The organism is Microbacterium sp. ZOR0019, assembly GCF_000800925.1.
In the GTDB taxonomy this organism is placed as follows: domain Bacteria; phylum Actinomycetota; class Actinomycetes; order Actinomycetales; family Microbacteriaceae; genus Microbacterium; species Microbacterium aurugineum.
This window is the reverse complement of the sequence record NZ_JRKC01000019.1, coordinates 1-23,059: the sequence shown is the minus strand read 5'-3', so window position 1 is coordinate 23,059 and position 23,059 is coordinate 1. Positions and strand designations below refer to the sequence as shown.

Below are 23,059 nucleotides of genomic sequence, written 5' to 3'. Positions count from 1 at the left end.
CCAGAGAGAGGTTCACCATGGCTCGCATCATCGTCCTCGGAGGAACCGGGTACGCCGGTCGTCATATCGTCGCCGAGGCGGTGAGTCGAGGACATGCCGTGATCGCGATCTCGCGCTCGGAGGCGGCTGATCCGGTGGCGGGCGCAGCCTACGTGCAGGGCTCCGCGCTGGAGCCGGCGTCGCTCGCGGACGCCTTCGTCGGTGCGGACGCCGTCGTCTCGGCGCTCTCACCGCGCGGGGACATGGCCGATCGGGCGTTGGAGGCGTTGACCAATGTCCTCTCTCAGCTCGCCGGTACGCCGACGCGTCTCGGTGTGGTCGGAGGAGCAGGTGGCAGCCTCGTCGCTCCGGGCGGACCGCGTCTGTTCGATCAGGACTTCCCCGAGGAGTACAAGCACGAAGCGCAGGTCGGCATCGATTCCCTCGCGCTCCTGGAGAGCACGGACGACGATCTCGACTGGTTCTTCATCCACCCCGCAGAGGTCTTCGGTCCCTGGGCCGAGGGTCAGCGCACCGGACACTACCGCGACGGCGGTGACGTGATCGTCCGCGATGCCGAGGGGAAGTCGTTCATCTCCGGTGCGGACTTCGCGATGGCCGTGGTCGACGAGATCGAGCAGGGGAATCACCACCGCGAGCGCTTCACGGTCGGCTACTGACCGCGCGTACCGGCGCAACCGCGCCTACCGGCGCGACCACGCGTACCGGCGCAACCGCGTCTCGGGCGGTCGACGCCCCCCTGCCGTGTCGAAACCCCCGGGCTCCGGCGCCGTCCACCGGGGGTATCGACGATGAAGAGGGGTTTCGGCGCTCAGACCAGGTCCCGCCGCTCAGACCAGGTCCCGCCAGTCGATGTCCTCGTCGTCGTCGGTGACGGGAGTCACCCCGGTGATGACGGGCAGGCTCATCGTCTCGGTGGGTGGACCCATGATGGTGGCCTCGTCACGGCGGTGGCGCAGTACCTCGTTGATGTAGCTCGTCAGGACTTCCGCGAGGGGCACGGAACGTCCCTGCGCCTGTGACAGGTACCACCGGTGCTCCAGTACCTGGTGGAACACCTCCGCGGGCTCGAGTTTGGCGCGCAGTTCGTACGGGATCGCGCGGACGACGGGCTCGAAGACCCGCGTGAGCCACTCGTGCGCGTACATCTCCTCGTCGGACCACTGCTTCGTCGAACGGGCGCGGAACTCGTCCAGGTCGTTGAGCAGGCGCCGGGCCTGGTTCTCTTCGACGTCGAGCCCCGTCAGGCGGATCAGGCGGCGCTGGTGGTGACCGGCGTCCACCACCTTCGGCTGGATCTCGACGACCGTGCCATCCGCCGTCGTCGACATGGACATCTCGTCGATGTCGAAGCCCAGAGCGTTGAGACGCTCGACGCGTTCCGTGATGCGCCACGTCTCCGCGGCAGAGAACGACTCCTGGGCGGTCAGCTCCGCCCACAGGGACCGATACGAGGACACGATGCCGTCGGCGATCGCGATGGCGTCCACACCGTGCTCCAGGCGGCCCCCGGCGGCGAGGTCCATGATCTCCCCGGCGATGTTCGTGCGGGCGAGGTCGAGGTCGTAGGCACGTTGGCCGTCGGTCAGCCCCTCCTCGTGCAGTTCCCCGGTCTCGGCGTCGACCAGATACGCCGCGAAGGCTCCGGCGTCGCGACGGAACAGCGTGTTCGACAGGGAGACATCGCCCCAGTAGAAGCCGACGTTGTGCAGGCGCACCAGGAGGAGTGCCAAGGCGTCCACGAGCCGGGTGGCCGTATCCGGACGGAGGACGCGAGTGAACAGCGCGCGATAGGGCATGGAGAAGCGCAGATGCGCTGTCACGAGGGCTGCCGGCAACGGCTCCCCGTCGGCGTCCGTACGTCCGGCGATCACGGCGACGCGGTCGACGCAGGGGACATCGAGCCGAGCGAGGTTGCCCAGCATGTCGTATTCGCGTTGGGCCATCTCGGCCGTGGTCTCCTTCACCGCGATCACGCGGCCGGAGAGGTCGGCGAAGCGCACGAGATGGCGGGAAAGACCCTTCGGAAGCGACACGATGTACTCCGAGGGCCACTTCGCGAGCGTCGTGGACCAAGGGAGGGCCAGGAGACCCGGATCGATCTTGCTCGCGGTGATCCGCAGTGAATCGTGCATGGTGCTCCCTGAACGCGGGGTGACGACGGAGACAGAAAGAGACGCGGCGCAGGCGACCGAAGTCAGCCTGCGCCGCGTCTGTGGATCCGATCAGACGGAGACGACCGGCTTGTCGTTCAGGCGGTCGCCGGACTCGATGTCGAACGCGTGCACGTGGCCCGGGTTCGCCGCGAGCGTGACCGTCTCGCCGGCGTTCGGGTGGTTGCGGCCGTCGACACGGGCGACGATGTCGCTGCGCTTGCCGTTGATCTCGGTGTGGCCGTAGAGGTAGCCGTCGGCGCCGAGCTCTTCGACCAGGTCGACGACGACGGGAAGACCCTTGCCGTCGGCCGGTCCGACCGTGATGTCCTCGGGGCGCACGCCGACCGTGACCTGGCTGCCGTTGGCGCGGCCGACCGTGTCGCGATCGAGCGGGACGATCTCCGAGCCGAAGCGGATGCCGCCGTCGGCGAGGTCGGCAGCGAACAGGTTCATCGCGGGCGAACCGATGAAGCCGGCCACGAAGACGTTGTTCGGCTTCTCGTACAGGTCGCGCGGGGAGCCCACCTGCTGGAGGAGGCCATCCTTGAGGACCGCGATGCGGTCGCCCATGGTCAGGGCCTCGGTCTGGTCGTGGGTGACGTAGACCGTGGTGACACCGAGACGGCGCTGCAGCGAGGCGATCTGCGTACGCGTCTGCACGCGGAGCTTGGCGTCGAGGTTCGACAGCGGCTCGTCCATGAGGAACACCTGGGGCTGACGCACGATGGCGCGTCCCATGGCGACACGCTGACGCTGACCACCCGAGAGGGCCTTCGGCTTGCGGGTCAGGTAGGGCTCGAGGTCGAGCAGCTTGGCGGCTTCGAGCACGCGGGCCGCGCGCTCTTCCTTGCCGACGCCCGCGATCTTCAGGGCGAAGCCCATGTTCTCGGCGACCGTCATGTGCGGGTAGAGCGCGTAGTTCTGGAAGACCATCGCGATGTCGCGGTCCTTCGGCGGGACGTCGGTCACGTCGCGGTCGCCGATGAGGATGCGGCCGGCGTTGACCTCTTCGAGGCCGGCCAGCATGCGGAGGGAGGTCGACTTACCACACCCGGAAGGACCGACGAGGACGAGGAACTCGCCGTCACCGACCTCGAGGTTCAGCTTGTCGACAGCGGGACGGGTTCCGCCGGGGTACAGGCGGGTGGCCTCGTCGAAAGTCACAGATGCCATCGTTGTTTCTCCTTCACCGGCAGGTACGTGCCGGACGATCCGTAGTGATGAAGCGGCGGAGTGAACCCGCCGTGACCCGACTCTGGGTCGGAATCAGTATGGCATGAACCGGGGTACCTGGGTATTTCTCAGCCTGAATCGCTAGCATCGAACTCGGCCGCGCGCTGCGGCGATCGTCGCCGAGCGGCGGTCGGGGCCAACCCGGACCCCCCTGGAGACTTACAAGAGGAACGATGTCGAGCGACGAAACGCCGAACGTCCCCACGCCACGCAATTCCCGCGAGGTCGTGCGGGAGAAGGCCCAGAGAGTGCACGCCCAGCAGTCGCGGGCGCGCCTCATGCGACGGATCATCATCGGCGCCGTGGCGCTGGTCGCGGTGGGCGCGATCGGCACGGCGGTGACGCTGGCGGTGTCATCGCAGGTGTCCAAGCCGCGACTCACGCCGACCGGCATGGAATCGGACGGCGTCGTCGTCACCGACGTCGAGGCCTTCGCCGGATCCGCTGCGGTACCCACGACCCCCACGCCCGAGCCGAGCGACGCGGGCGCTTCCGAATCTCCGACGCCGGAGCCGACGGCGTCCGAGAAGGTCGACATCCACGTCTACGTCGACTACCTGTCGCCCGACGCCGGAATGTTCGAGCGTGCCAACGCCCGCCAGCTCGCCGGATGGATCAAGGAAGGCGCGGTCACCGTCAGCTACCACCCGGTGGCCCTGCTCACCGCGAGCTCGAACGGCACCAAGTTCTCGCTGCGTTCGGCTGCGGCTGCGGCGTGCGTCGCCACGCATTCGCCCGAGCAGTTCTACGCGTTCAACCACGAGCTGCTCGACGATCAGCCCGAGGTCGGCAGCGATGGTCTCTCCGACGAAGACCTCGCGAATCTCGCTCTCGCGGTCGGCGTCGACAACGGCAAGGCCGTCCGCTCGTGCATCGAGGACGGCGACTTCGTCAGCTGGGCCAAGGAAGCCACGACCCGGGCGCTGGACGGCCCGCTCGCCGGTTCCGATAACCTGGTGCTGACCGCGACCCCGATGATCGTGGCGAACGGCGAGGCCTACGTCGGCGCCATGGACGATCCCGCCGAGTTCTCGCAGTTCGTCCTCAGCGTCGCCAGTGACGCGTCGCGCGAAACGCCGACCCCGACACCGACCTCCACGCCCGCCCCCTGATTCGGAGGGGGTCGATGCCATCGCTAAGCTGATGGCATCCGCCGACTTGGCGCAATTGGTAGCGCACCGTACTTGTAATACGGGGGTTACGGGTTCGAGTCCCGTAGTCGGCTCAGCACACGCAGTGAAAAGCCCCGATGGGAGGCCCCTCGTCGACGCGACGAGGTCTTGTCGACGAGGGGGCGATGCGCTACTTTGAGCGCCATCCAGTGCGCGGTGCTCGGATCGATCCGACCTTCGTCTCTGGCGGGAGTTCGGAGAAGTCGATGGTTGCTGGATCCGAAGGAGTTCGGCCGATTCGTTCGGCACCGTTGCCGCCCGCGAGGGTGCTGCCCTTTCCGCCGCCGCCATCGGGAAGCGTCGCGGGGCGCATCATGCAGGAATCGACGTATTCCCCGAAGCCTGTCGAGTCGCATCTTCCCTCGGATGCGCCGAACATCCTGATCGTTCTGATCGATGATGCAGGCCCCGCATTGCCGACGTCGCTCGGCGGCGAGGTGAGCACGCCGACTTTCGACCGGCTGCGTGACGAGGGAGTCGGCTACAACAGGTTCCACACGACGGCGATGTGCTCGCCCACGAGAGCGGCGTTGTTGACAGGGCGAAACCACCATCGGGTCGGGAACGGCCAGATCGCCGAGCTGGCGAACGACTGGGACGGCTACTCCGGCCACATTCCCAAGAGCACGGCGACCGTCGCGGAGGTGCTGCGCAACTACGGCTACTCCACCGCGGCGTGGGGGAAATGGCACAACACTCCCGCGGAGGAGACCACCGCTGCCGGTCCTTTCGACAGGTGGCCCACCGGATACGGGTTCGAGTACTTCTATGGCTTCCTCGCGGGGGAGGCGTCGCAGTATGAACCGAACTTGGTGCGCAACACGACGGTCGTGCTGCCGCCGAAGACGCCGGAGGAGGGATATCACCTGAGCGAGGACATCGCCGATGATGCCATCGGCTGGCTCCGCGCGCACAAGGCGCTCGCGCCCGAGAAGCCGTTCCTGATGTATTGGGCGAGCGGAGCGATCCACGGTCCCCATCACGTCACCAAGGACTGGGCCGACAAGTACAAGGGCAAGTTCGACGACGGGTGGGATGCGTACCGTGAGCGCGTCCATCAACGGGCCAAGAGCGCAGGGTGGATCCCCGCCGATGCCGAGCTCACTCCCCGCCATCCCGAAATGGCCGCATGGGATGACATTCCCGATGACGAGAAGCCATTCCAACGTCGTCTGATGGAGGTCGCGGCCGGTTTCGCCGAGCACGTCGACGTGCAGGCGGGCAGGGTCATCGACGAGGTGGAACGACTCGGCTACGGAGAGAACACCATCGTCCTCTACCTGTGGGGCGACAACGGCTCGTCCGGCGAGGGGCAGAACGGCACCATCAGTGAGCTGCTCGCGCAGAACGGCATCCCGAGCAACGTCTCCGATCACATCGCCGCACTCGAAGAGCTCGGAGGACTGGACGCGATCGGCACGCCCGCGACCGACAACCAGTATCACGCAGGCTGGGCCTGGGCGGGTTCCACTCCCTACCAAGGGATGAAGCTTCTGGCCTCGCACCTCGGGGGCACTCGGAACCCGCTCATCGTGAAGTGGCCCGCGCGGCTCCAGCCCGATGCGACTCCGCGTACTCAGTTCCACCACGTCATCGACGTCGTGCCGACGATCTACGACATCCTCGGAATCAGCGAACCCGACGTGGTGAACGGGATCCCCCAGGAGCCCCTCGACGGCGTCAGCTTCGCGTACTCGCTCGCCGATGCGGAGGCGGAAGGACGCCGGCACACGCAGTACTTCGAGATCATGGGGAGCAGATCCATCTACTCGGATGGGTGGATGGCCTCCGCGATCGGACCGCGTCTGCCCTGGGTGCAAGGCCTGCCTGCGGGTATCCGGACCTGGACCCCGGATGAGGACCAGTGGGAGCTCTACGATCTCGAGCACGACTGGAGCCAGGCCCACGACGTGGCGTCGGAGCACCCGGAGAAGCTCGCACAGCTCAAAGAACTCTTCGCCATGGAAGCGGCCAAGAACAAGGTGCTGCCCGTCGGCGGCGGACTGTGGGTCGTCGCCCTCCATCCGGAACAGCGCATCGCGCCGCCGTACACGGAGTGGAGTTTCACGGGCGACACGTTCCGCATTCCGGAGTTCTGCGCTCCCGCTCTCGGTAACAAGCCGAACGTGGTCCGGTTGGGCGTCACCCTTCCGGAGCGGGCAAACGGGGTTCTGTACAAGCTCGGGGGCTCGGGAGGCGGGCTGACGTGCTTCCTCGATGACGGTGTCCTCACCTATGAGTACAACCTCTTCCTCATCCAACGGACCACCATCGCGACAGAGTCGCCTCTCGCCCCAGGGGAGTCGGTGATCGAAGTGGTGACGGACTACGTGGAACGTCGACCAGGCGGTCCGCTGAAGGTCGTGCTCCGGGCCGACGGCGTCGAGGTGGCGTCCGGGGTGGTGCCGGTCAGCGCGCCATTGCTGTTCAGTGCGAACGACTGCCTCGATATCGGGCGTGCATACGGCGGCCCCGTCTCACGTCGGTATGCGGATCGGATGCCGTTTCCTTTCGACGGCCTCATCGACGACGTGCACATCGCCTATCTCTGATGGCGGCGGCGGGGGTTCTGGTCGGGGTGGCGTCCTCCCGGGTCAGATCTTGATCGGGAACGTGACCAACAGAGCCAGTCCGCACAGCACGATGACGCCGCTCAGGCCGAGGAACACCCGGCGTCGCCAGGGGACCGCCTGGTGCTGAGAGATCGCGGCGAAGAACAGGACGAGCGCGAACAGCACGGTGAGCAGGGAGTAGTTGTCGCCGCGCTGATTGTTGGTGAGCGCTTCGTCGAACTTCGCATCCGCTCGCGCGCTCAACTGCTCGGCTTCCTGTGTGCCGGGCGGCACGTATTCCTCCATCACGAACGGCCCGCGCGCGGCGCGCCCGTCCGCGGTCCACGCGTCGAAAGCCACCGCGAACTCCTCGGTGAAGCGTTCCTCGACGAAGCTCACCAGATCGTCCCGCCCGTCGGCTTCCGCGAGAACCCATTCCGTGTACAGCGTGAGGTCGTACTGGCGCGCGGCTTGGGCCGTGGACTGGGCGGAAGCCGCTTGAACGCGAGCGCTGGAGGCCTGGCTGAACGCGATGGACATCTCGCCGCCCCACTTCGAGGCCTCGAAGCCGCACCACGCCGTCACGACCGCGGTCACCGAGAGCAGGACGACCGTGACGATGTCCAGAACACGTGTCGTGGGGGTGGGCTCATCCGAGGCGCCTCTGTGCATGAGCCGATTCTGCGGCCCTCGACGTGGGTGCTGCCGTTCTTCTCACCCGGACGGGGTGACCGGCGGCACACTCATCCGATGGCACTCAGAACAGGGTCACCGTGCGAGAGCTCGTCGTCCCGTCCGTCGGGTCGCCTGTGGCTCGGACCTCCACGGTGATGCCTGAATGCAGCGGGCTCGAGCCCAGGATGCCGAAGCTGACGTGGGTCACGCCCTGACCGGGCACCGACCCTGCCAAGACGAGTGTGTAGGACGCCGTGCCGTCGCCGTTGTCGACCGCGCCTCCGGCCGTCCACGTCGGGTCGGTCGCCGGCAGTGCACCCACCACGGGGCTGCCGCCGCCGGCGTTCGCGATGATGGCGGGTGCTACGGCGCCGACATCGATCGAGGCGAACGTCACCACGACGACGCCGCTGGTGATCGGCTCGACAGGCAGCGAGACGGCCTGTGTGTCGTCGTTGCGCAGCTGGATCGATGCCCCGTAGTACTCGGGATCGATCCAGGTGCCGCCCAACATCGACTCGATCACGAACCGCCCACGCGCACCCGCCGATGCGGCGGCGAGCGGTGTCGCGACAGCCGCAGCGATCACGGGAACCGACCATGCCGCACCAGCCAGGAGCGAGCGCCGTCTCACCTCGCCATGTCGCTCCCGGGTCGCGGGGTTCCCCATGGGGCGGCCGTCGACGTGCTCTTCGCGCGGTGCCACGGTGTCACGCCTCTTGCGGCACGTCGAGCACCTCGTCGACGAGGCTGATTCCGCCCGTCGAGCTCGCGGAGTGCATCAGGTTCTGGATCCAGGTCGGATTCAGCTGCGGTGCCTCGGGTGCCTCGAAGGTGAAACGCAGCGGAATGGAGGGGTGCAGCCAGATCGTCGAGCGTCCGGCGGGTTCGCCATCGGGATGACGCCAGGACAGGGTGAAGCTCTCGTTGCGGCGGAGCTTGGTCGCGATGACCACCTTCAGATGGGCGAGCGCGCGGTCTTCGATGTGGATCTCTTCGCCGTTGCCGTACTGGATCGTTCCCATCCCCGCACGATAGTCGCGATTCGCGCCTTTCGCCGATTCTGCGGTGTGATCTCGTATCCTGACATATCACCTTAGTGGGTGATATGTTACCCACGCCGATCCTCCGGTGCCCGATGGAGTCGTACCGGGGGAGACGGCGCAGGTGGCCGCCTCCCCGGTCCGGCCACCTGCGCCGCGGTGAGGCGCGGTGCGCTCGGGTCGGCCGGTCGGAAGGGACGTACCTCATGAGTGCATCGGACGTGGCCACGGTCGCGACGGAGGGGCGGCACGGCTACCCGCCCACCGAGAAGCTCTCTGCGGCGGCATACGAACGCGAGAAGCGACTGCTCCAGATCGAACTCCTCAAACTCCAATGCCATGTCAAGAGCGCTTCCGAACGTGTGCTCGTCCTGTTCGAAGGGCGGGATGCGGCAGGCAAGGGAGGCGCGATCACGCGCTTCATGGAACACCTCAATCCGCGCGGGACGCGGGTCGTCGCTCTCGACAAGCCCACGGATGCCGAGCGCACCCAGTGGTACTTCCAGCGCTATGTCGCACACCTGCCGTCCGGCGGCGAGATCGTGCTGATGGACCGCTCCTGGTACAACCGTGCCGGGGTCGAGCGGGTGATGGGCTACTGCTCGTCCGCCGACTACGAGGAGTTCCTGCAGACGGCTCCCTCGTTCGAGCGGATGCTCGTGGGATCGGGCATCCGTCTCGTCAAGCTCTGGTTCTCGGTCGGTGAGGCGGAGCAGAGGCGGCGGTTCCAGCGACGCAGCGCGGATCCGGTCACACAGTGGAAGCTGAGTCCGACGGATCTCGCCGGCGTCGATCGGTGGGCGGACTACACGGCGGCAGAGGAGGCGATGTTCATCCACACCGACACATCGGCCGCCCCGTGGATCGTCATCGCCTCGGACGACAAGAAGCGAGCGCGGCTCGAAGCCATGAGATGCGTTCTCGCCCGATTCGACTACCCCGGCAAGGACCCCCTGATCGCTCATGCTCCCGATCCGCGTCTCGTCGGGCGCCCGTCGCAGGTCCGGCTCGAGGAGGAGGAGGCGAGCGGGAATGCGCAAGGCACCGCGGGCGGTTATGACCGACATGACTCGTATCGGCAGTAGTGATCTTGACGTGCTCCCGCTCTCGCTCGGCGGCAATGTGTTCGGCTGGACGGCCGACCGCGACACCTCCTTCGCGGTGCTCGACGCCTTCGTGGACGGGGGCGGCGACTTCATCGACACCGCCGACTCCTACAGCTCCTGGGTGGCGGGCAACGAGGGCGGGGAGAGCGAGACCATCGTCGGCGAATGGTTGGCCTCCCGCAAGCCCGCCGGCATCGTCGTCGCGACCAAGGTCAGCCAGCACCCGCAGTTCCGAGGGCTGTCCGCGGGCAACATCCGCAAGGCGGCCGAGGCATCGCTGATGCGCCTGGGCGTCGACGAACTCGATCTGTATTACGCGCACTTCGATGACGAGACCGTCCCGCTGGAGGAGACCGTCGCCGCGTTCGGCCAGCTCGTCGCGGATGGCCTGGTGCGGCATGTCGCCGTCTCGAACTACTCGGCCGATCGGATCCGGGAATGGATCGAGATCGCCCGGCGCACCGGAGCGGCCGTGCCGGTCGCCGTACAGCCGCACTACAACCTCGTGCACCGCAACGAGGTCGAGGAGACGATCATCCCGGTCGCCGAGGAGTTCGGGCTCGGGCTCGTCCCGTACTACTCTCTCGCGAGCGGGTTCCTCACCGGCAAATACCGTTCGACGGATGCCGCGGGCCAGGCCTCTCCGCGCGCACAGGGCGCCGCGAAGTACGCCACCGAGGCCGGCCTGCGGATCATCGACGCGCTGGAGGAGATCGGCGACGCCCACGGCGCGTCGATCGCGGCGACCTCGCTCGCCTGGTTGCGTGCGCAGCCCACCGTCGTCGCACCGATCGCCAGCGCCCGCTCGGTCGAGCAGGTGCCCGCCCTGCTCGCGGGAGCACGCCTCGAACTCTCCCCGGAAGAGGTGGCCGTGCTCGATCAGGTCTCGGAGTGGAGTCCCGCCCAGGCGTGATGTGAGGCGGCTAGTCGCCGACGAGGCCGAGCCGATGGGCCAGGATCACCGCGTGGATGCGGTCGCGGGCGGCGAGCTTGGTCAGCACCCGGCCGACATGCGTCTTCACGGTGGACTCTCCCACGTAGAGCGTCTGAGCGATCTCGGCATTGGTGAGGCCGCGTCCGATCGCCAGGAACACATCGCGTTCTCGTTCGGTCAAGGAGGCGAGCGCGGCGCTCTCCGCCGCGTCGGGCGCCGGGGCCGCGGAGGGTCCCAGGTGCGGCGTCACGTGCTCGAGCAGCATCCGTGTGACGCGCGGTGAGAGGGCGGCATCTCCGCGGTGCACGGCGCGCACCGCGGAGATCATCTCCTGTCGCTGCGCATCCTTCAGCAGGAAGCCGCTCGCGCCCGCGCGGATGGCGCCGAAGGCGTATTCGTCGAGGTCGAAGGTGGTCAGCACGAGCACTTTCGTCTGCGGATGTTCGCGCACGATCGTCTCGGTGGCCGCGATGCCATCCAGTTCCGGCATGCGGATGTCCATCAGCACGAGGTCGGGGGCGAGGCTCCTGCTCTGCATGATCGCGGCTCTCCCGTCGGCGGCCTCACCGACCACGACGATGTCGCCCTCGGCTTCGAGAACCATGCGGAACCCGACTCGGATGAGCTCCTGATCGTCCACCAGGAGCACTCTGATCGCGTCTGTCATCTGTCGCCCTCCATCGACTCGCTCCCGGCGCCGGGAGCGCTTCCCCCTGTCGGTAGCACAGCCTGCAGCACCCACTGTCCTTCACCGGCCGGCCCCGATTGCAGCGTGCCGTGCACGTGGGCCGCACGTTCGGACAGTCCGCGGACACCGAAACCGGCGGTTCCGACCTCGCCCGTGACGCCGTCGTTCACGATCTCGATCGTCGCCGTGTCCGGTCCATAGTCCAGGCGTACGGTGATCGCCGACGCGGTCGGTGCATGGCGCATCGCGTTGGTCACGCCCTCCTGGACGATGCGACCGATCGCGTGTGCGACCGCGGGGGAGACATCGGGCTGCCCCACCACGGTGAGCGTGGCCGGAAAGCCGGCGCGTTGCGCGGCTTCGACGGTGTCCCGGGGCGGTACCGGCTGCAGCGGCGCGAGAGGCAGCGGTGAATCGTCGCCACGCAGGACGCCCAACATCGACCGCATCTCGGTGAGCGCGGCACGAGCGGTGTCCGCCGTCGAGAGCGCGGCCTTGCGCGCCTGCTCGCGGTCCGACGTCGCCGCGCCGCCCTCGGAGAGCGCCACGATCACGGTCAGCGAATGCGACACGATGTCATGCATCTCGCGTGCGATGCGTGCGCGCTCGGAGGCGGCCGCCAACTTGGCCTGCTGGTCGCGTTCGACGAGGAGCTGTCGGGAGCGATCGATGACGGCGGAGAGGTAGCGCTTGCGTCCTCCGACGTTGACGCCGATGAGCGTGCCGATCAAGCCGAGCACGATGTAGCTGAGGGCGGTGTCGAGCCCGCTCTGGAGCACGACTCCGCCCGAGAGCATGAGCAGAGTGGTGAGGCCGACGAACCACGCGGCGCCGATTCCGTACCAGGTCCAGGCCGCGCGGGAGGAGCGGTAGACCGCCAGACCGTAGCAGGCGACGAGCAGAAGGATCAGCCCGCCGGACAGCCCCGTGAACAGGCCCACGGTGCCCAGGACCACCGACGCGACGAAGGGGGCCAGCGGCGCCCGGCGCCGCCAGAGCAGGGTACTGCAGGCGAGGACCACCATCGACAGCGTGGCGATGTTGATCGCGATGGCGGTCGCCTCGGGGATCGAATCGTCCAGGAGTCGCCCGGCGGGGACGAGCGAGAGGAGGAGGCAGAGAAGCGCGAGCAGCACATCGGCGAGCACCGGGTGCCGCGCCCAGAAGCGCCGGAAGAGCCCGGGCGCACGCGGAAGCCGCAGCTCCTCGTCCTCACGGACCGAGTCGCTGCGGCTTCGCGTTCTCCTCACGGACCCGACTCTACGCGTCGCGGGTGCGCAGAACCGCCCAGGCCACGAGGGCGCCGCCGGCGACCCAGCAGGCCAGCGTCAGGAAGGCCACAGGAGTATCGAGCGGGGCGCCATCACTGGGCAGGATGGCGCTCTGCGCGGCTGCCACCGGGAGGTAGTTCGCGGCATCGACGAGCCATGCCCAGGTCTCGCCGGCGAAGGTGAAGAAGCTCGCCACGATCGGCAGTACGAACAGCACACCGACGGTCGCGGCGATCGCACCCGCGCCGGAGCGCAGGATGAATCCGAACGACACACCGATCAGGGCGAAGACCGCCATCGAGAGCGAGGCCACGACGATCGGGAGCAGCGACATCGATGGGTCTGACCAATCGATGCTCTGGTCACGCGGTGCCACGACGAGAGAGACCGCGGCGGCCGCGAGGGCGAAGATGATCAGCGACGACAGGAACAGGAACACGGCGAGCACGATCGACTTCGCCGCCAGCACGGATCCGCGGATCGGGTTGGCCGTCAGGGTCGAGCGGATCATGCCGGTGGAGTACTCCCCGGTGACCGAGATCGCGCCGATGATGCCGGCGAGCAACATGGTGAACTGGATCGGCATGATGACGGCCTGGATCGGCTCGAAGCCCGGCATGTCGACCGCCTGTGCGATGAGCACGGCGATCCCGATGGTGAGAGCTGCGGCGATCCCGATGGACCACCAGGTGGAGCGCAGGGTGGCGAGCTTGATCCACTCGCCGCGCAGTGCGCGCACGAACGTCAGGCGTCGACCGGTGTCGACGCGCGGCCGCGTGGGAGCGGGTGCCTGTGTCGTGGTCATGAGATCTCCTTGGTGCGGTACTCGACGGAGTCGCCGGTGAGGGCGAGGTACGCGTCTTCGAGCGAACCGGTGGTGGGGGTGAGTTCGTGTAGCGGGATGCCACGATCGGCGGCCAGGTCGCCGATGCGTGCGGCGGGCAGTCCCACGATGTCGAGCAGATCAGGAGCGGAGCTCACGATCTCCACATCCGGGCCGCCCACGGCCGCGGCCAGGTCAGCCGGTCGGGGCGTGCGAACCCGCACGGTGTTCCTGGTCCAGGAACGCACGAGGTCGGCCAGGGCCGCATCCGCGAGCACCCGACCGCGACCCATGACGATGACGTGATCCGCCGTCTGCGCCATCTCGCTCATCAAGTGACTCGAGAGCAGCACGGTGCGCCCTTCGGAAGCCGCATGCCGGACGAACTGGCGCACCCAGCGGACACCCTCCGGGTCGAGGCCGTTGACGGGCTCGTCGAGGATCAGCGTGTGCGGGTCGCCGAGCAGCGCCGAGGCGATGCCGAGGCGCTGTCCCATCCCGAGGGAGAACTTGCCCGCCCGCTTACGGGCGACGGAGCCGATACCCGCGAGGTCGATCACCTCGTCCACCCGCGAGGAAGGGATGCCGTGGGTCGCCGCCATCGCGCGAAGGTGATTGCGCGCGGTGCGCCCGGTGTGCACGGCCTTCGCGTCGAGCAGCACGCCGACCTCGGTGAGGGGAGCGCGCAACTTGCGGTACTCACGACCGGCGACGGCGGCGCGGCCGGAGGTCGGGCGATCCAGCCCGACGATCATCCGCATGGTGGTGGACTTGCCCGCGCCGTTCGGTCCGAGGAACCCGGTGACGCTGCCCGGCTTGACGGTGAACGACACGTCGTCGACGGCGGTCTTGTCTCCGAACCTCTTCGTGAGGCCTTCTGCTGTGATCATGTCATCCACGCTACGGAGCATCCTCCGGACTCCGCATCCGCCCCAGGTACCGTCTTCTGTTCCGGACGTCCTCCCCGCGGAGGACATCCCGGGCTCGGGCCTCGCCTAGACCAGTTCGTTCACCAGCTGCTCGATGCGCGCGCGGATGTCGTCGCGGATCGGACGGACAGCATCGATGCCCTGGCCCGCCGGGTCGTCGAGCTTCCAGTCCTCGTAGCGCTTGCCGGGGAAGAACGGGCAGGCGTCGCCGCACCCCATCGTGATCACGACGTCGGACGCCTGTACGGCCTCGGTCGTCAGTACCTTGGGCTGCTCAGCGGTGATGTCGATGCCGAGCTCGCTCATGGCCTCGACGGCGATCGGGTTGATCTGCTGTGCCGGCATGGAGCCGGCCGATCGGACCTCGATGCGGTCGCCGGCGATGTCGCGGAGGAACCCGGCGGCCATCTGCGAGCGTCCGGCGTTGTGCACGCAGACGAAGAGGACGGAGGGCTTGGCGGTGGTCGTGTCAGTCATGGTTGCTCCTGGTGCGAGGGGTGGTCAAGAGAGAAGGTCGTCGACGAGCGCGCGCACGCGGGCGGCGATGTCGTCGCGGATGGCTTCGACGCCCTCCCGCGACGCGAGGGCGGGATCACCGACGGCCCAGTCGTCGTAGCGCACGCCGGGGATGATCGGGCAGACGTCGCCGCAGCCCATCGTGATGACGATGTCGGCCGCGCGAACGGCGTCGTCGGTGAGCGGCTTCGGGTAGCGCTCGGCAGCCCGGTCGCCTTCGATCTCGGCGAGGATCGAGCGGACGTGCGGGTGGATGATGTCCGCGGGAGCGGATCCTGCCGAGCGTGCGACGACCTTGCCGGCGGCGAGCGTGTTGACGAGCGCGGCGGCGAGCTGCGAGCGTCCGGCGTTGGCGACGCAGACGAAGAGCACCTGGGGGACGGACGCATCGCGGTCACGAGTGAGGTCCGCGAGTCGCTGACGCGCGAAGCGCTCGGTCAGAGGAACGAGGGAGGAAGTGACCCTGGCGGTGCGCGCGAGCGCGGTGTACGACTCTCGGACGATGGTGAGCACCACGTCGGGGTCGAGGTCGGGGATTTCCGCCGCGAGCTCGTCCGCGAGACGGGTCACGCGGGCGTCGAAGTCCGGTCGCGGGTGATCGTGGTCGCCGGTGACACCCCCCGGTGCGAGCGTCGCGGGCGCGAACGACTCCAGCAGAGCGGTGACCGCGCTGCGGCGGTTCGGGGTGATCCGATACCAGACCCAGGTTCCTCGCCGCTCGGAGGTGAGGACATCGACGTCCTTGAGCACCTTGAGGTGGTGGGAAACCGTCGGTTGCGAGACCTCGGCGAGCTCGGCGAGATCGCAGACACACGACTCCCCGCGCGGGTCGGACGCGATGGCCGACAGCATCCGCAGCCGCAGCGGATCCGACAGAGCCTTCAACGTCGCGGCAACGGAAGAGGCTGCTTCCAGCCCGATGGCGTGAGTGGCGACGGGGCCCTCTTGAATCGACATGTGTCTATATTGACGCCTGTCGATATCATGCGCAACCGGTGCCGGAAGAGTTCACCTGTTCGTCACCGTGGCGGTCAGATCACGAGGATCGTCGGTCGGCCGGTTCCACACGGATCCGGTCATTGATCGGAGCGGCAGCCGCGACGGCCGCGTTGATCAACTCCCCGGGTGCGTTCGGCGTCGTGAGCCATTCTTCGGCGAAACCCGGATTGATGAGCAAGGGCATCCGGTCGTGGATGTGCGCCAGATGCCCCGCAGCGGGTTGCATCACGATGCTGTAGCAGGTGTAGTCGACACCGTCGGCGGTGCGTCCGGGCCGAGTGACCGCTGCCAGCCCGAGGAGACCGTCATCGGGTGCGGTGAAGTGGTGCCAGATGCGGGACGGCTTGGCCATCTCTCGCCAGAACGAGACCGGCACGATCGCGCGATCGGGGAGTGCCCCCTTGGCAGTGGCGAGTCGTTCCGATCGGGTGTTGATCGACGCGAAGCTCGCGGGCGCGCCGTTGACCAGATACCCCCACCAGGCGAGTTGCACAGTGGAGGGGTCGGTGATGATCGGGTTCAGGTTGCGCAGGTTCTTTCCCGTGGGGCGCAGAATCTCGCCGTCGTTGCCCGCTGCCCACGAGCGGAGCCCTTCGAGGACGTCGGCATCGAGGGCATCCCGATAGGCGTCGTCAGTGAACCGGGGATCGAGACCATAGCTCGCGCACATGCCGCCAGAGTAGACCCGAGCTCCGACATCGCGCAGGCGTTCGGGAGCGCATGCGTGCTCGGGTAGGGTCGACGGGTGTCAGAACCCCGCCTCCCCGCTCCTCTGGCACTCGGCGGGGCCGTCGCGATCGGGGTCATGACAGCCGTCCAGGCGCGGATCAACGGTGTACTGGGGGTGCGCGTCGACGACGGCATCGTCGCCGGTCTCCTCTCGTTCTCGGTGGGCCTGCTGGCTCTCGTCGCGGTGATCTCCTGCATCCCGTCCGCCCGTCGTGGTGTCGGGCGTCTGTGGCGCGGGATCCGTGAGAACACCATCCCGTTCTGGATGCTGCTGGGCGGCGCGTGCGGAGCGCTCACGGTTTCGACGCAGGGGCTGACGGCCGGCGTGCTGGGGGTCTCCCTGTTCAGCGTCGGCGTCGTCGCGGGCCAGACACTGCACGGACTCGTGCTCGATCGGATCGGCTTCGGGCCGGCCGGTGTCGTGGCGGTCACGCCGGGACGCGTCGCCGGTGGGGTGCTCGCGCTCGCCGCCGTCGGAATCTCCCTGTCCGGGGACGTGCTCGCGGCCGCTCCGCTGTGGATGCTGCTGCTGCCGTTCGCCGCGGGCGTCGGCATCGCATGGCAGGCGGCCACCAACGGACGCCTCGCCCAGCGCGTGCGCTCGCCGCTCGCGGCGACTCTGATGAGTTTCATCACGGGAACGGTCGTACTGATGCTCGCGGCCGGAGCGAGCATCGCGTTCCGGGGGATGCCCGATGCCCTCCCCACCGAGCCGTGGCTGTATCTGGGCGGGTTCCTCGGCGCCGGCTACATCCTCCTCGGGGCGTTCATCGTCGGGCACACCGGAGTGCTCCTGATGGGGCTGGGGTCCGTGCTCGGGCAGCTTCTGACCTCGGTCGCGATCGACCTGATCTGGCCGGCTGCGGCAGGGCCCGCCCTCTGGCAGGTCATCGCGATGGTCACCGTCGCGGTCGCATCGGTACTCGTCGCGGTCCCGCGCCTTTGGCGCCGCTGAAGCGCTACTTCTTCTTCTCGGCCTTCTTCTTCTTGCTCGACTTCTTCGGGGAGGCCGAGCCCGGCGCGGGCATGCGTGTGAGCAGCTTCCGCGCATCGACCATCTTGCGGCGTCCCGCTTTCTTCCCCTCCGGCTTGCCGCCCACGTAGAGCCAGCCCAGAAGTTCTTCGTCCTTACCGAGACCATGCACCTTCGCCACCGCCTTGGCGCGGGTGTAGTGACCCGTCCGCCAGATCACGCCCCAGCCGGCCTCATCGAGCAGCAGGCTCAGCATGTGCGCGACGCCGGAGGCGACGGCCTCCTGCTCCCAGCGCGGCACCTTCTCGCTCTTGCGGTAGCTCGCGACGACGGCGATCAGCAGGGGAGCGCGCAGCGGCTTGGTGGAAGGAGAGGAGTCCCCCTGGGCTTTCGCGATCGCAGCGCCGAGCGCTTCGCGGTCCGTGCCGCGTAGCTCGATGAGCCGCCAGGGGCGCAGCGAAGAATGATCGGCGACGCGACCGGCTGCGGCCACGAAGGTCAGCAACTCCTCGCGGCCCGGGGCCGTGTCCTCGACCTTCGACCAGGATTGACGCGCGCGAACGGCGTCCAGGGCGCTCACGAGGCGTCGGGGGTGAAGTTCATCGCGATCGAGTTCATGCAGTAGCGGTCGCCGGTCGGCGTGCCGAACCCGTCGGGGAAGACGTGGCCGAGGTGCGAGCCGCAGTTGGCGCAGCGGACTTCGGTGCGCACCATGCCCAGGCTGTCGTCCTCGAGGAGCTCCACCGCGTCGGGACGGATCGACTCGTAGAAGCTCGGCCACCCGCAGCCGGAGTCGAATTTGGTCCCGCTCTTGAACAGCTCGGCGTTGCAGGCACCGCAGGTGTAGAGGCCCGCGCGTTCCTCGTCGAGAAGTTCACCCGTCCACGCGCGCTCGGTGGCGGCCTTCCTCAGTACGGCGTATCGCTCATCGCCGAGCTCCTCGCGCCATTCGTCTTCGGTCTTGTCCACGCTGTACGACATGTGTCCTCCTGAGTCGCCTCCATTCTCCCTCCTGCAACGGCCACTCGGGTGCTTCGCGTCAGAATGGACGGATGACGGATGCTGTCCAGGAGCGGTATGTGCGCTTCGCTCGTGACGAGGCGCCGGGTCGTAGTGCCCTCTATGTCGAATGGGCGAGCGGAGTGGCGGACGACGATGCGGTGGCGGCGGTCCTCCGTCGCATCCCGGAGACGAGGAGGCAGCCTCCGCTGGTGTTCGCCGTCACGCGGCTCCTCGGCGCACCGCTGGCCGGATACCCGCAATGGCGTGATTTCGTTCTGGAGCATGCGGACGAGATCGTCGCCGAGTGCGCGCGGCGGTCGCTGCAGACAAACGAGCCGCTCCGGCTCGCGGCTCTCCTTCCCGTGCTCTCCGAGATACCCGGCCCGCTGGCACTGCTCGAGGTCGGCGCTGCGGCCGGACTCTGCCTCTACCCGGATCGATACTCGTACCGGGTCGCCGGGGAGGACGGGGAGCTGCGTGTCGCACTGGATCCGGTGGACGGGCCGTCGTCGGTCGTGTTGGAGACCCGGGCGTCCGGGCCTCTGCCGCCCCTGCGTATGCCGGAGGTGATCTGGCGTGCCGGAATCGACTTGGCTCCGCTCGACGCGGCGGATGAGCGCGACCGTCGCTGGTTGCGTGGGCTCGTGTGGCCGGGCGAGACGGGACGCGATGAGCGCATCGCCGCTGCCCTCGACATCGTCGCGGTCGATCCTCCGAGGCTCGTCGCCGGAGATGCGCTGGCGTCCATCGAGGCGCTCGCCGCGTCCGCCCCGCACGACGCCACCCTCGTCATCACGACGCCGGGGGTGCTCGTGCACATCCCGCGGGCGTCCCGGAACGCGCTCGTCGCGACCATCGACGGCCTGGACGCGCGCTGGATCACGATCGATCCGCCGGGTGTGCTCGACGTCTGGGAGCCGCCGGTCGATGCAGACGACTGGCCGGGTTTCGTGGTCGCGCTGGACGGTCGAGTGCGCGCCGCCGCGGATCCGCTCGGGCGCTGGTGGGAGTGGCGAGCGGCTCTGCCTGCGAACGCGCCCTAACCTGTACCCATGATCGGAGACCTCACGGAGCGCGATCGCGCGATCCTCGCCCTGGAAGGGACCTGGCCCCGACATGACGGGGCGAAAGAAGAGGTCATCCGCACGCAGCTGGGGATGAGCGCCGCGCGCTACTACCAGCTCCTCGGACGTCTGATCGATTCGGAGGTCGCGCTGGAATACGACCCGATGCTGGTGCGCAGGCTCCGTCGCCTCCGCGATTCGCGAGCGGCACGGCGTCGCGCACGCACCCCCGGTTTCGTCGGCTGAGCGGTCCTGCCCGAATCGTGGGGGCGTCGTCGCCTCGCCGCAGAACCGATTGACAGGAACCTGCCGCTAGCATCGAGGGGTGTCAAAGCCCTCCCGCGATCGTTTCGATGACGTTCCCCGTTCCTCCGGACGCGTGGGAGCGCACCGCGCCGAAGCGCCCGGCATGAACGGCTGGGTCGTGCTGCTGTGGTCTTTCGTCGCCGCGCTCATCCTCATCATCGCCGGCATCTTCGGCTCGCTCGTCGTGATGGGGCGGGTCTCGCTGTTTCCCGAGGCCGCGCCGTCCGTGGTCCCGTCGCCGGTCGACACGGGGATCGTCGACCCGACCATCTCCGTGATGGTCCTGAACGGGACGCCGGACGAGGGCCTCGACACGCAGATGCGCGACACCCTGATCAACAACGGCTGGGCGGCCGACGACGTCTTCGCCGGCGACAGCTCCAGCCAGGATTTCGCCGAGACGACCGTCTTCTACGTCAACGAAGAGGATGAGGAGGCCGCGATCGGATTGGCCAACCTCCTCGGTGGCGCACAGGTCCAGCAGAGCGACTACTACTCCGGTCAGACCGAAGACGGGGAGAAGCAGTTCACCGTGGTGATCGGTCTCGATCGATCGCCCTCCGCGCCGGAGACGCCCGCCGACGAGCCCGCCTCCTGACCTCCGGAGGTGACCCGCGCCCGGCGGCTTGCACTCGAAGGTGTCGAGTGCCAGAATGGCGTTAGCACTCTCTCACTCTGAGTGCTAAACCCAACGTCTACGTCCAGGAGGGACGAAAAAACTCATGGCAAAGATCATTGCTTTCGATGAGGAGGCCCGCCGCGGCCTCGAGCGCGGCCTGAACATCCTCGCCGACGCGGTCAAGGTGACCCTCGGCCCGCGCGGTCGCAACGTCGTCCTCGAGAAGAAGTGGGGCGCCCCCACGATCACGAACGACGGTGTCTCCATCGCCAAGGAGATCGAGCTGGACGACCCGTACGAGAAGATCGGCGCGGAGCTCGTCAAGGAGGTCGCCAAGAAGACCGACGACGTCGCGGGTGACGGCACCACCACCGCCACGGTCCTCGCTCAGGCTCTGGTCCGTGAAGGTCTGCGCAACGTCGCGGCCGGCGCCGACCCCATCTCGCTCAAGCGCGGCATCGAGAAGGCCGTCGCAGCGATCACCGAGGAGCTGCTCTCGACCGCCAAGGAGATCGACTCGAAGGAGCAGATCGCGGCCACGGCTTCCATCTCCGCTGCGGACCCCGCGATCGGCGAGCTCATCGCCGAGGCGATCGACAAGGTCGGCAAGGAAGGCGTCGTCACCGTCGAGGAGTCGCAGACGTTCGGCACCGAGCTCGAGCTCACCGAGGGTATGCGCTTCGACAAGGGCTACCTGAACCCGTACTTCGTCACGGACCCGGAGCGCCAGGAGGCTGTCTTCGAGGACCCGTACATCCTCATCGCGAACCAGAAGGTCTCCAACATCAAGGACCTCCTGCCCATCGTCGACAAGGTGATCCAGGACGGCAAGGAGCTCGTCATCATCGCCGAGGACGTCGAGGGCGAGGCTCTCGCGACGCTCGTGCTGAACAAGCTCAAGGGCATCTTCAAGTCGGTCGCCGTCAAGGCTCCCGGCTTCGGCGACCGTCGCAAGGCGCAGCTGCAGGACATCGCGATCCTCACCGGTGGTCAGGTCATCACCGAAGAGGTCGGCCTCAAGCTGGAGAACGCCACGCTCGACCTGCTGGGCCGTGCGCGCAAGGTCATCGTCACCAAGGACGAGACCACGATCGTCGAGGGTGCCGGCGAGGCCGACCAGATCGAGGGTCGCGTCACGCAGATCCGTCGCGAGATCGAGAACACCGACAGCGACTACGACCGTGAGAAGCTCCAGGAGCGCCTGGCCAAGCTCGCCGGTGGCGTCGCCGTCATCAAGGCGGGTGCAGCGACCGAGGTCGAGCTCAAGGAGCGCAAGCACCGCATCGAAGACGCCGTCCGCAACGCGAAGGCGGCCGTCGAGGAGGGCATCGTCCCTGGTGGTGGCGTCGCGCTGATCCAGTCCGGCACGAAGGCGCTCGACGCCCTCTCGCTCACGGGCGACGAGTCGACCGGCGCGAACATCGTCCGCGTCGCCATCCAGGCTCCGCTGAAGCAGATCGCGCTGAACGCCGGTCTCGAGGCCGGTGTCGTCGCCAACAAGGTCGCTGAGCTCCCCGCGGGCCAGGGTCTGAACGCGGCGACGGGCGAGTACGTCGACATGTTCGGCGCCGGCATCATCGACCCGGCCAAGGTCACCCGCTCGGCGCTGCAGAACGCGGCATCGATCGCGGCTCTGTTCCTCACGACCGAGGTCGTCGTGGCCGACAAGCCCGAGAAGGCAGCTGCTCCGATGGCTGACCCGTCGGGTGGCATGGACTTCTGATCCATCCTTCCTGACAGAACGCCCCCGGCTTCGGCCGGGGGCGTTCTGCATTCTCGGGAACCAGTCTCAGCGGAACAGGCTCGCCGAGTACTGGTCGGCATCGGCGTACTGGGAGGCGGCCGATCCGAGCGAGGTGCCGATCGAGTCGAGGGCCTGCTCCACATGCAGCTGGGCTCCCTGCCACTGCTCTGCACAGCCCTGGAATGCGTTGGAGGCGCTTCCGACCCAGGATGTCTGCAGCTGACGGAGCTGCGCCATGAGAGTCGCCGATTCGCTCTGCAGGCGCTCGATGGTGGCCCTGACGGCGCCGTGCGCAGCGTGGACGGCTTCGGTGTCGACGGTGAAGACAGACATGGGAACTCCTTCTCGTTGGAGCTCCGACGCTAGGTGCGAGGCGGCACCGAGAATCACGTCCGTCACGGGAGGACTCGGCACCTGGGGGAAGCCGATCGATCCCGTGAGCCGTGCAGAACTCTCGGCGTCACGGATCGTCCCCTCGTCCGTGGCGGCTGCGGGTCAGGGGAGGTCGAGCCGATCCAACGGCTG

Annotated in this window: 25 protein-coding genes and 1 tRNA gene; 11 read left to right on the top strand and 15 right to left on the bottom strand. The window is 67.9% G+C overall.

Going from position 1 to position 23,059, the window contains the following annotated elements:
- Positions 1-17: 17 nt before the first annotated feature.
- Entirely contained in the window at positions 18-659 is a 642-nt protein-coding gene (locus L978_RS06410) for an NAD(P)-dependent oxidoreductase (protein WP_047521517.1), read from the top strand.
- A gap of 171 nt (positions 660-830) precedes the next feature.
- Here L978_RS06410 and L978_RS06405 read toward each other — a convergent pair whose 3' ends face one another.
- A complete protein-coding gene (locus L978_RS06405; protein WP_047521514.1) occupies positions 831-2,135 on the bottom strand; it encodes a DUF4032 domain-containing protein in 1,305 nt (434 codons plus the stop codon).
- A gap of 90 nt (positions 2,136-2,225) precedes the next feature.
- The gene (locus L978_RS06400; protein WP_047521512.1) at positions 2,226-3,329 is read right to left on the bottom strand and encodes an ABC transporter ATP-binding protein; all 1,104 of its coding nucleotides are present in this window, start codon (positions 3,327-3,329) and stop codon (positions 2,226-2,228) included.
- A gap of 233 nt (positions 3,330-3,562) precedes the next feature.
- Here L978_RS06400 and L978_RS06395 point away from each other — a divergent pair, with 233 nt between their 5' ends.
- The 3 genes from L978_RS06395 (at position 3,563) to L978_RS06385 (ending at position 7,113) form a co-directional block, all read left to right on the top strand.
- Complete coding sequence (locus tag L978_RS06395; protein ID WP_047521510.1) at positions 3,563-4,501, top strand: DsbA family protein; 939 nt, start codon at positions 3,563-3,565, stop codon at positions 4,499-4,501.
- Between the two features lie 40 nt (positions 4,502-4,541).
- Positions 4,542-4,614: transfer RNA gene (locus L978_RS06390), tRNA-Thr, on the top strand.
- A 261-nt stretch (positions 4,615-4,875) separates the two neighbouring features.
- Complete coding sequence (locus tag L978_RS06385; protein ID WP_156118240.1) at positions 4,876-7,113, top strand: arylsulfatase; 2,238 nt, start codon at positions 4,876-4,878, stop codon at positions 7,111-7,113.
- 42 nt (positions 7,114-7,155) lie between these two features.
- On the opposite strand, the gene L978_RS06380 is transcribed toward L978_RS06385, so the two are convergent.
- The 3 genes from L978_RS06380 to L978_RS06370 form a co-directional block, all read right to left on the bottom strand.
- Positions 7,156-7,785 (bottom strand): hypothetical protein, encoded by a 630-nt coding sequence (locus tag L978_RS06380; protein ID WP_047521508.1) that lies wholly within the window; start codon positions 7,783-7,785, stop codon positions 7,156-7,158.
- A gap of 85 nt (positions 7,786-7,870) precedes the next feature.
- Positions 7,871-8,494 carry a hypothetical protein gene (locus tag L978_RS06375; RefSeq protein ID WP_047521506.1) on the bottom strand — a complete coding sequence of 208 codons (624 nt, stop codon included), beginning with the start codon at positions 8,492-8,494 and terminating at the stop codon, positions 7,871-7,873.
- A gap of 4 nt (positions 8,495-8,498) precedes the next feature.
- Positions 8,499-8,813 (bottom strand): DUF7882 family protein, encoded by a 315-nt coding sequence (locus L978_RS06370; RefSeq protein WP_047521504.1) that lies wholly within the window; start codon positions 8,811-8,813, stop codon positions 8,499-8,501.
- A 224-nt stretch (positions 8,814-9,037) separates the two neighbouring features.
- On the opposite strand from L978_RS06370, the gene ppk2 reads away from it, so the two are divergent.
- Complete coding sequence (ppk2, locus tag L978_RS06365) at positions 9,038-9,916, top strand: polyphosphate kinase 2 (protein ID WP_081996942.1); 879 nt, start codon at positions 9,038-9,040, stop codon at positions 9,914-9,916.
- The gene (locus L978_RS06360) at positions 9,897-10,850 is read left to right on the top strand and encodes an aldo/keto reductase (protein ID WP_047521587.1); all 954 of its coding nucleotides are present in this window, start codon (positions 9,897-9,899) and stop codon (positions 10,848-10,850) included. The genes ppk2 and L978_RS06360 overlap by 20 nt, the downstream gene beginning before the upstream one ends.
- 10 nt (positions 10,851-10,860) lie before the next feature.
- On the opposite strand, the gene L978_RS06355 is transcribed toward L978_RS06360, so the two are convergent.
- The 7 genes from L978_RS06355 to L978_RS06325 all read right to left on the bottom strand — a co-directional run bounded on the left by L978_RS06355 (position 10,861) and on the right by L978_RS06325 (position 16,767).
- A complete protein-coding gene (locus L978_RS06355; protein ID WP_047521502.1) occupies positions 10,861-11,538 on the bottom strand; it encodes a response regulator transcription factor in 678 nt (225 codons plus the stop codon).
- Positions 11,535-12,809, bottom strand: a complete 1,275-nt coding sequence (locus L978_RS06350) for a sensor histidine kinase (protein WP_047521500.1) — start codon at positions 12,807-12,809, stop codon at positions 11,535-11,537. Before L978_RS06350 ends, L978_RS06355 begins: the two co-directional genes overlap by 4 nt.
- Before the next feature lie 10 nt (positions 12,810-12,819).
- A complete protein-coding gene (locus tag L978_RS06345; protein WP_047521499.1) occupies positions 12,820-13,635 on the bottom strand; it encodes an integral membrane transport protein in 816 nt (271 codons plus the stop codon).
- The gene (locus L978_RS06340) at positions 13,632-14,543 is read right to left on the bottom strand and encodes an ABC transporter ATP-binding protein (RefSeq protein WP_047521497.1); all 912 of its coding nucleotides are present in this window, start codon (positions 14,541-14,543) and stop codon (positions 13,632-13,634) included. Before L978_RS06340 ends, L978_RS06345 begins: the two co-directional genes overlap by 4 nt.
- Positions 14,544-14,648: 105 nt before the next feature.
- Positions 14,649-15,059, bottom strand: coding sequence for an arsenate reductase ArsC (locus L978_RS06335; RefSeq protein ID WP_047521495.1), 411 nt, complete (start codon positions 15,057-15,059; stop codon positions 14,649-14,651).
- Between the two features lie 24 nt (positions 15,060-15,083).
- Positions 15,084-16,055, bottom strand: a complete 972-nt coding sequence (locus L978_RS06330) for a metalloregulator ArsR/SmtB family transcription factor (protein WP_047521493.1) — start codon at positions 16,053-16,055, stop codon at positions 15,084-15,086.
- Positions 16,056-16,134: 79 nt separating this feature from the next.
- A complete protein-coding gene (locus L978_RS06325) occupies positions 16,135-16,767 on the bottom strand; it encodes an SOS response-associated peptidase family protein (RefSeq protein ID WP_047521490.1) in 633 nt (210 codons plus the stop codon).
- A gap of 102 nt (positions 16,768-16,869) precedes the next feature.
- On the opposite strand from L978_RS06325, the gene L978_RS06320 reads away from it, so the two are divergent.
- Entirely contained in the window at positions 16,870-17,781 is a 912-nt protein-coding gene (locus L978_RS06320; protein WP_047521586.1) for a DMT family transporter, read from the top strand.
- A gap of 4 nt (positions 17,782-17,785) precedes the next feature.
- Here L978_RS06320 and L978_RS06315 read toward each other — a convergent pair whose 3' ends face one another.
- A complete protein-coding gene (locus tag L978_RS06315) occupies positions 17,786-18,379 on the bottom strand; it encodes a nitroreductase family protein (RefSeq protein ID WP_047521488.1) in 594 nt (197 codons plus the stop codon).
- Complete coding sequence (gene msrB, locus L978_RS06310) at positions 18,376-18,780, bottom strand: peptide-methionine (R)-S-oxide reductase MsrB (protein ID WP_047521486.1); 405 nt, start codon at positions 18,778-18,780, stop codon at positions 18,376-18,378. The genes L978_RS06315 and msrB overlap by 4 nt, the downstream gene beginning before the upstream one ends.
- A 71-nt stretch (positions 18,781-18,851) precedes the next feature.
- On the opposite strand from msrB, the gene L978_RS06305 reads away from it, so the two are divergent.
- From L978_RS06305 to groL, 4 genes are all read left to right on the top strand, one after another.
- Positions 18,852-19,844 (top strand): DUF2332 domain-containing protein, encoded by a 993-nt coding sequence (locus tag L978_RS06305; protein ID WP_047521484.1) that lies wholly within the window; start codon positions 18,852-18,854, stop codon positions 19,842-19,844.
- A gap of 9 nt (positions 19,845-19,853) precedes the next feature.
- Positions 19,854-20,111, top strand: a complete 258-nt coding sequence (locus tag L978_RS06300) for a DUF3263 domain-containing protein (protein ID WP_047521479.1) — start codon at positions 19,854-19,856, stop codon at positions 20,109-20,111.
- Positions 20,112-20,190: 79 nt separating this feature from the next.
- The gene (locus tag L978_RS06295) at positions 20,191-20,769 is read left to right on the top strand and encodes a LytR C-terminal domain-containing protein (protein ID WP_227991732.1); all 579 of its coding nucleotides are present in this window, start codon (positions 20,191-20,193) and stop codon (positions 20,767-20,769) included.
- A gap of 124 nt (positions 20,770-20,893) precedes the next feature.
- Positions 20,894-22,513: a chaperonin GroEL gene (groL, locus tag L978_RS06290; RefSeq protein ID WP_047521477.1), complete on the top strand. Its 1,620-nt coding sequence runs from the start codon at positions 20,894-20,896 to the stop codon at positions 22,511-22,513.
- A gap of 66 nt (positions 22,514-22,579) precedes the next feature.
- On the opposite strand, the gene L978_RS06285 is transcribed toward groL, so the two are convergent.
- Positions 22,580-22,867: a WXG100 family type VII secretion target gene (locus tag L978_RS06285; protein ID WP_047521471.1), complete on the bottom strand. Its 288-nt coding sequence runs from the start codon at positions 22,865-22,867 to the stop codon at positions 22,580-22,582.
- Positions 22,868-23,059 lie beyond the last annotated feature (192 nt).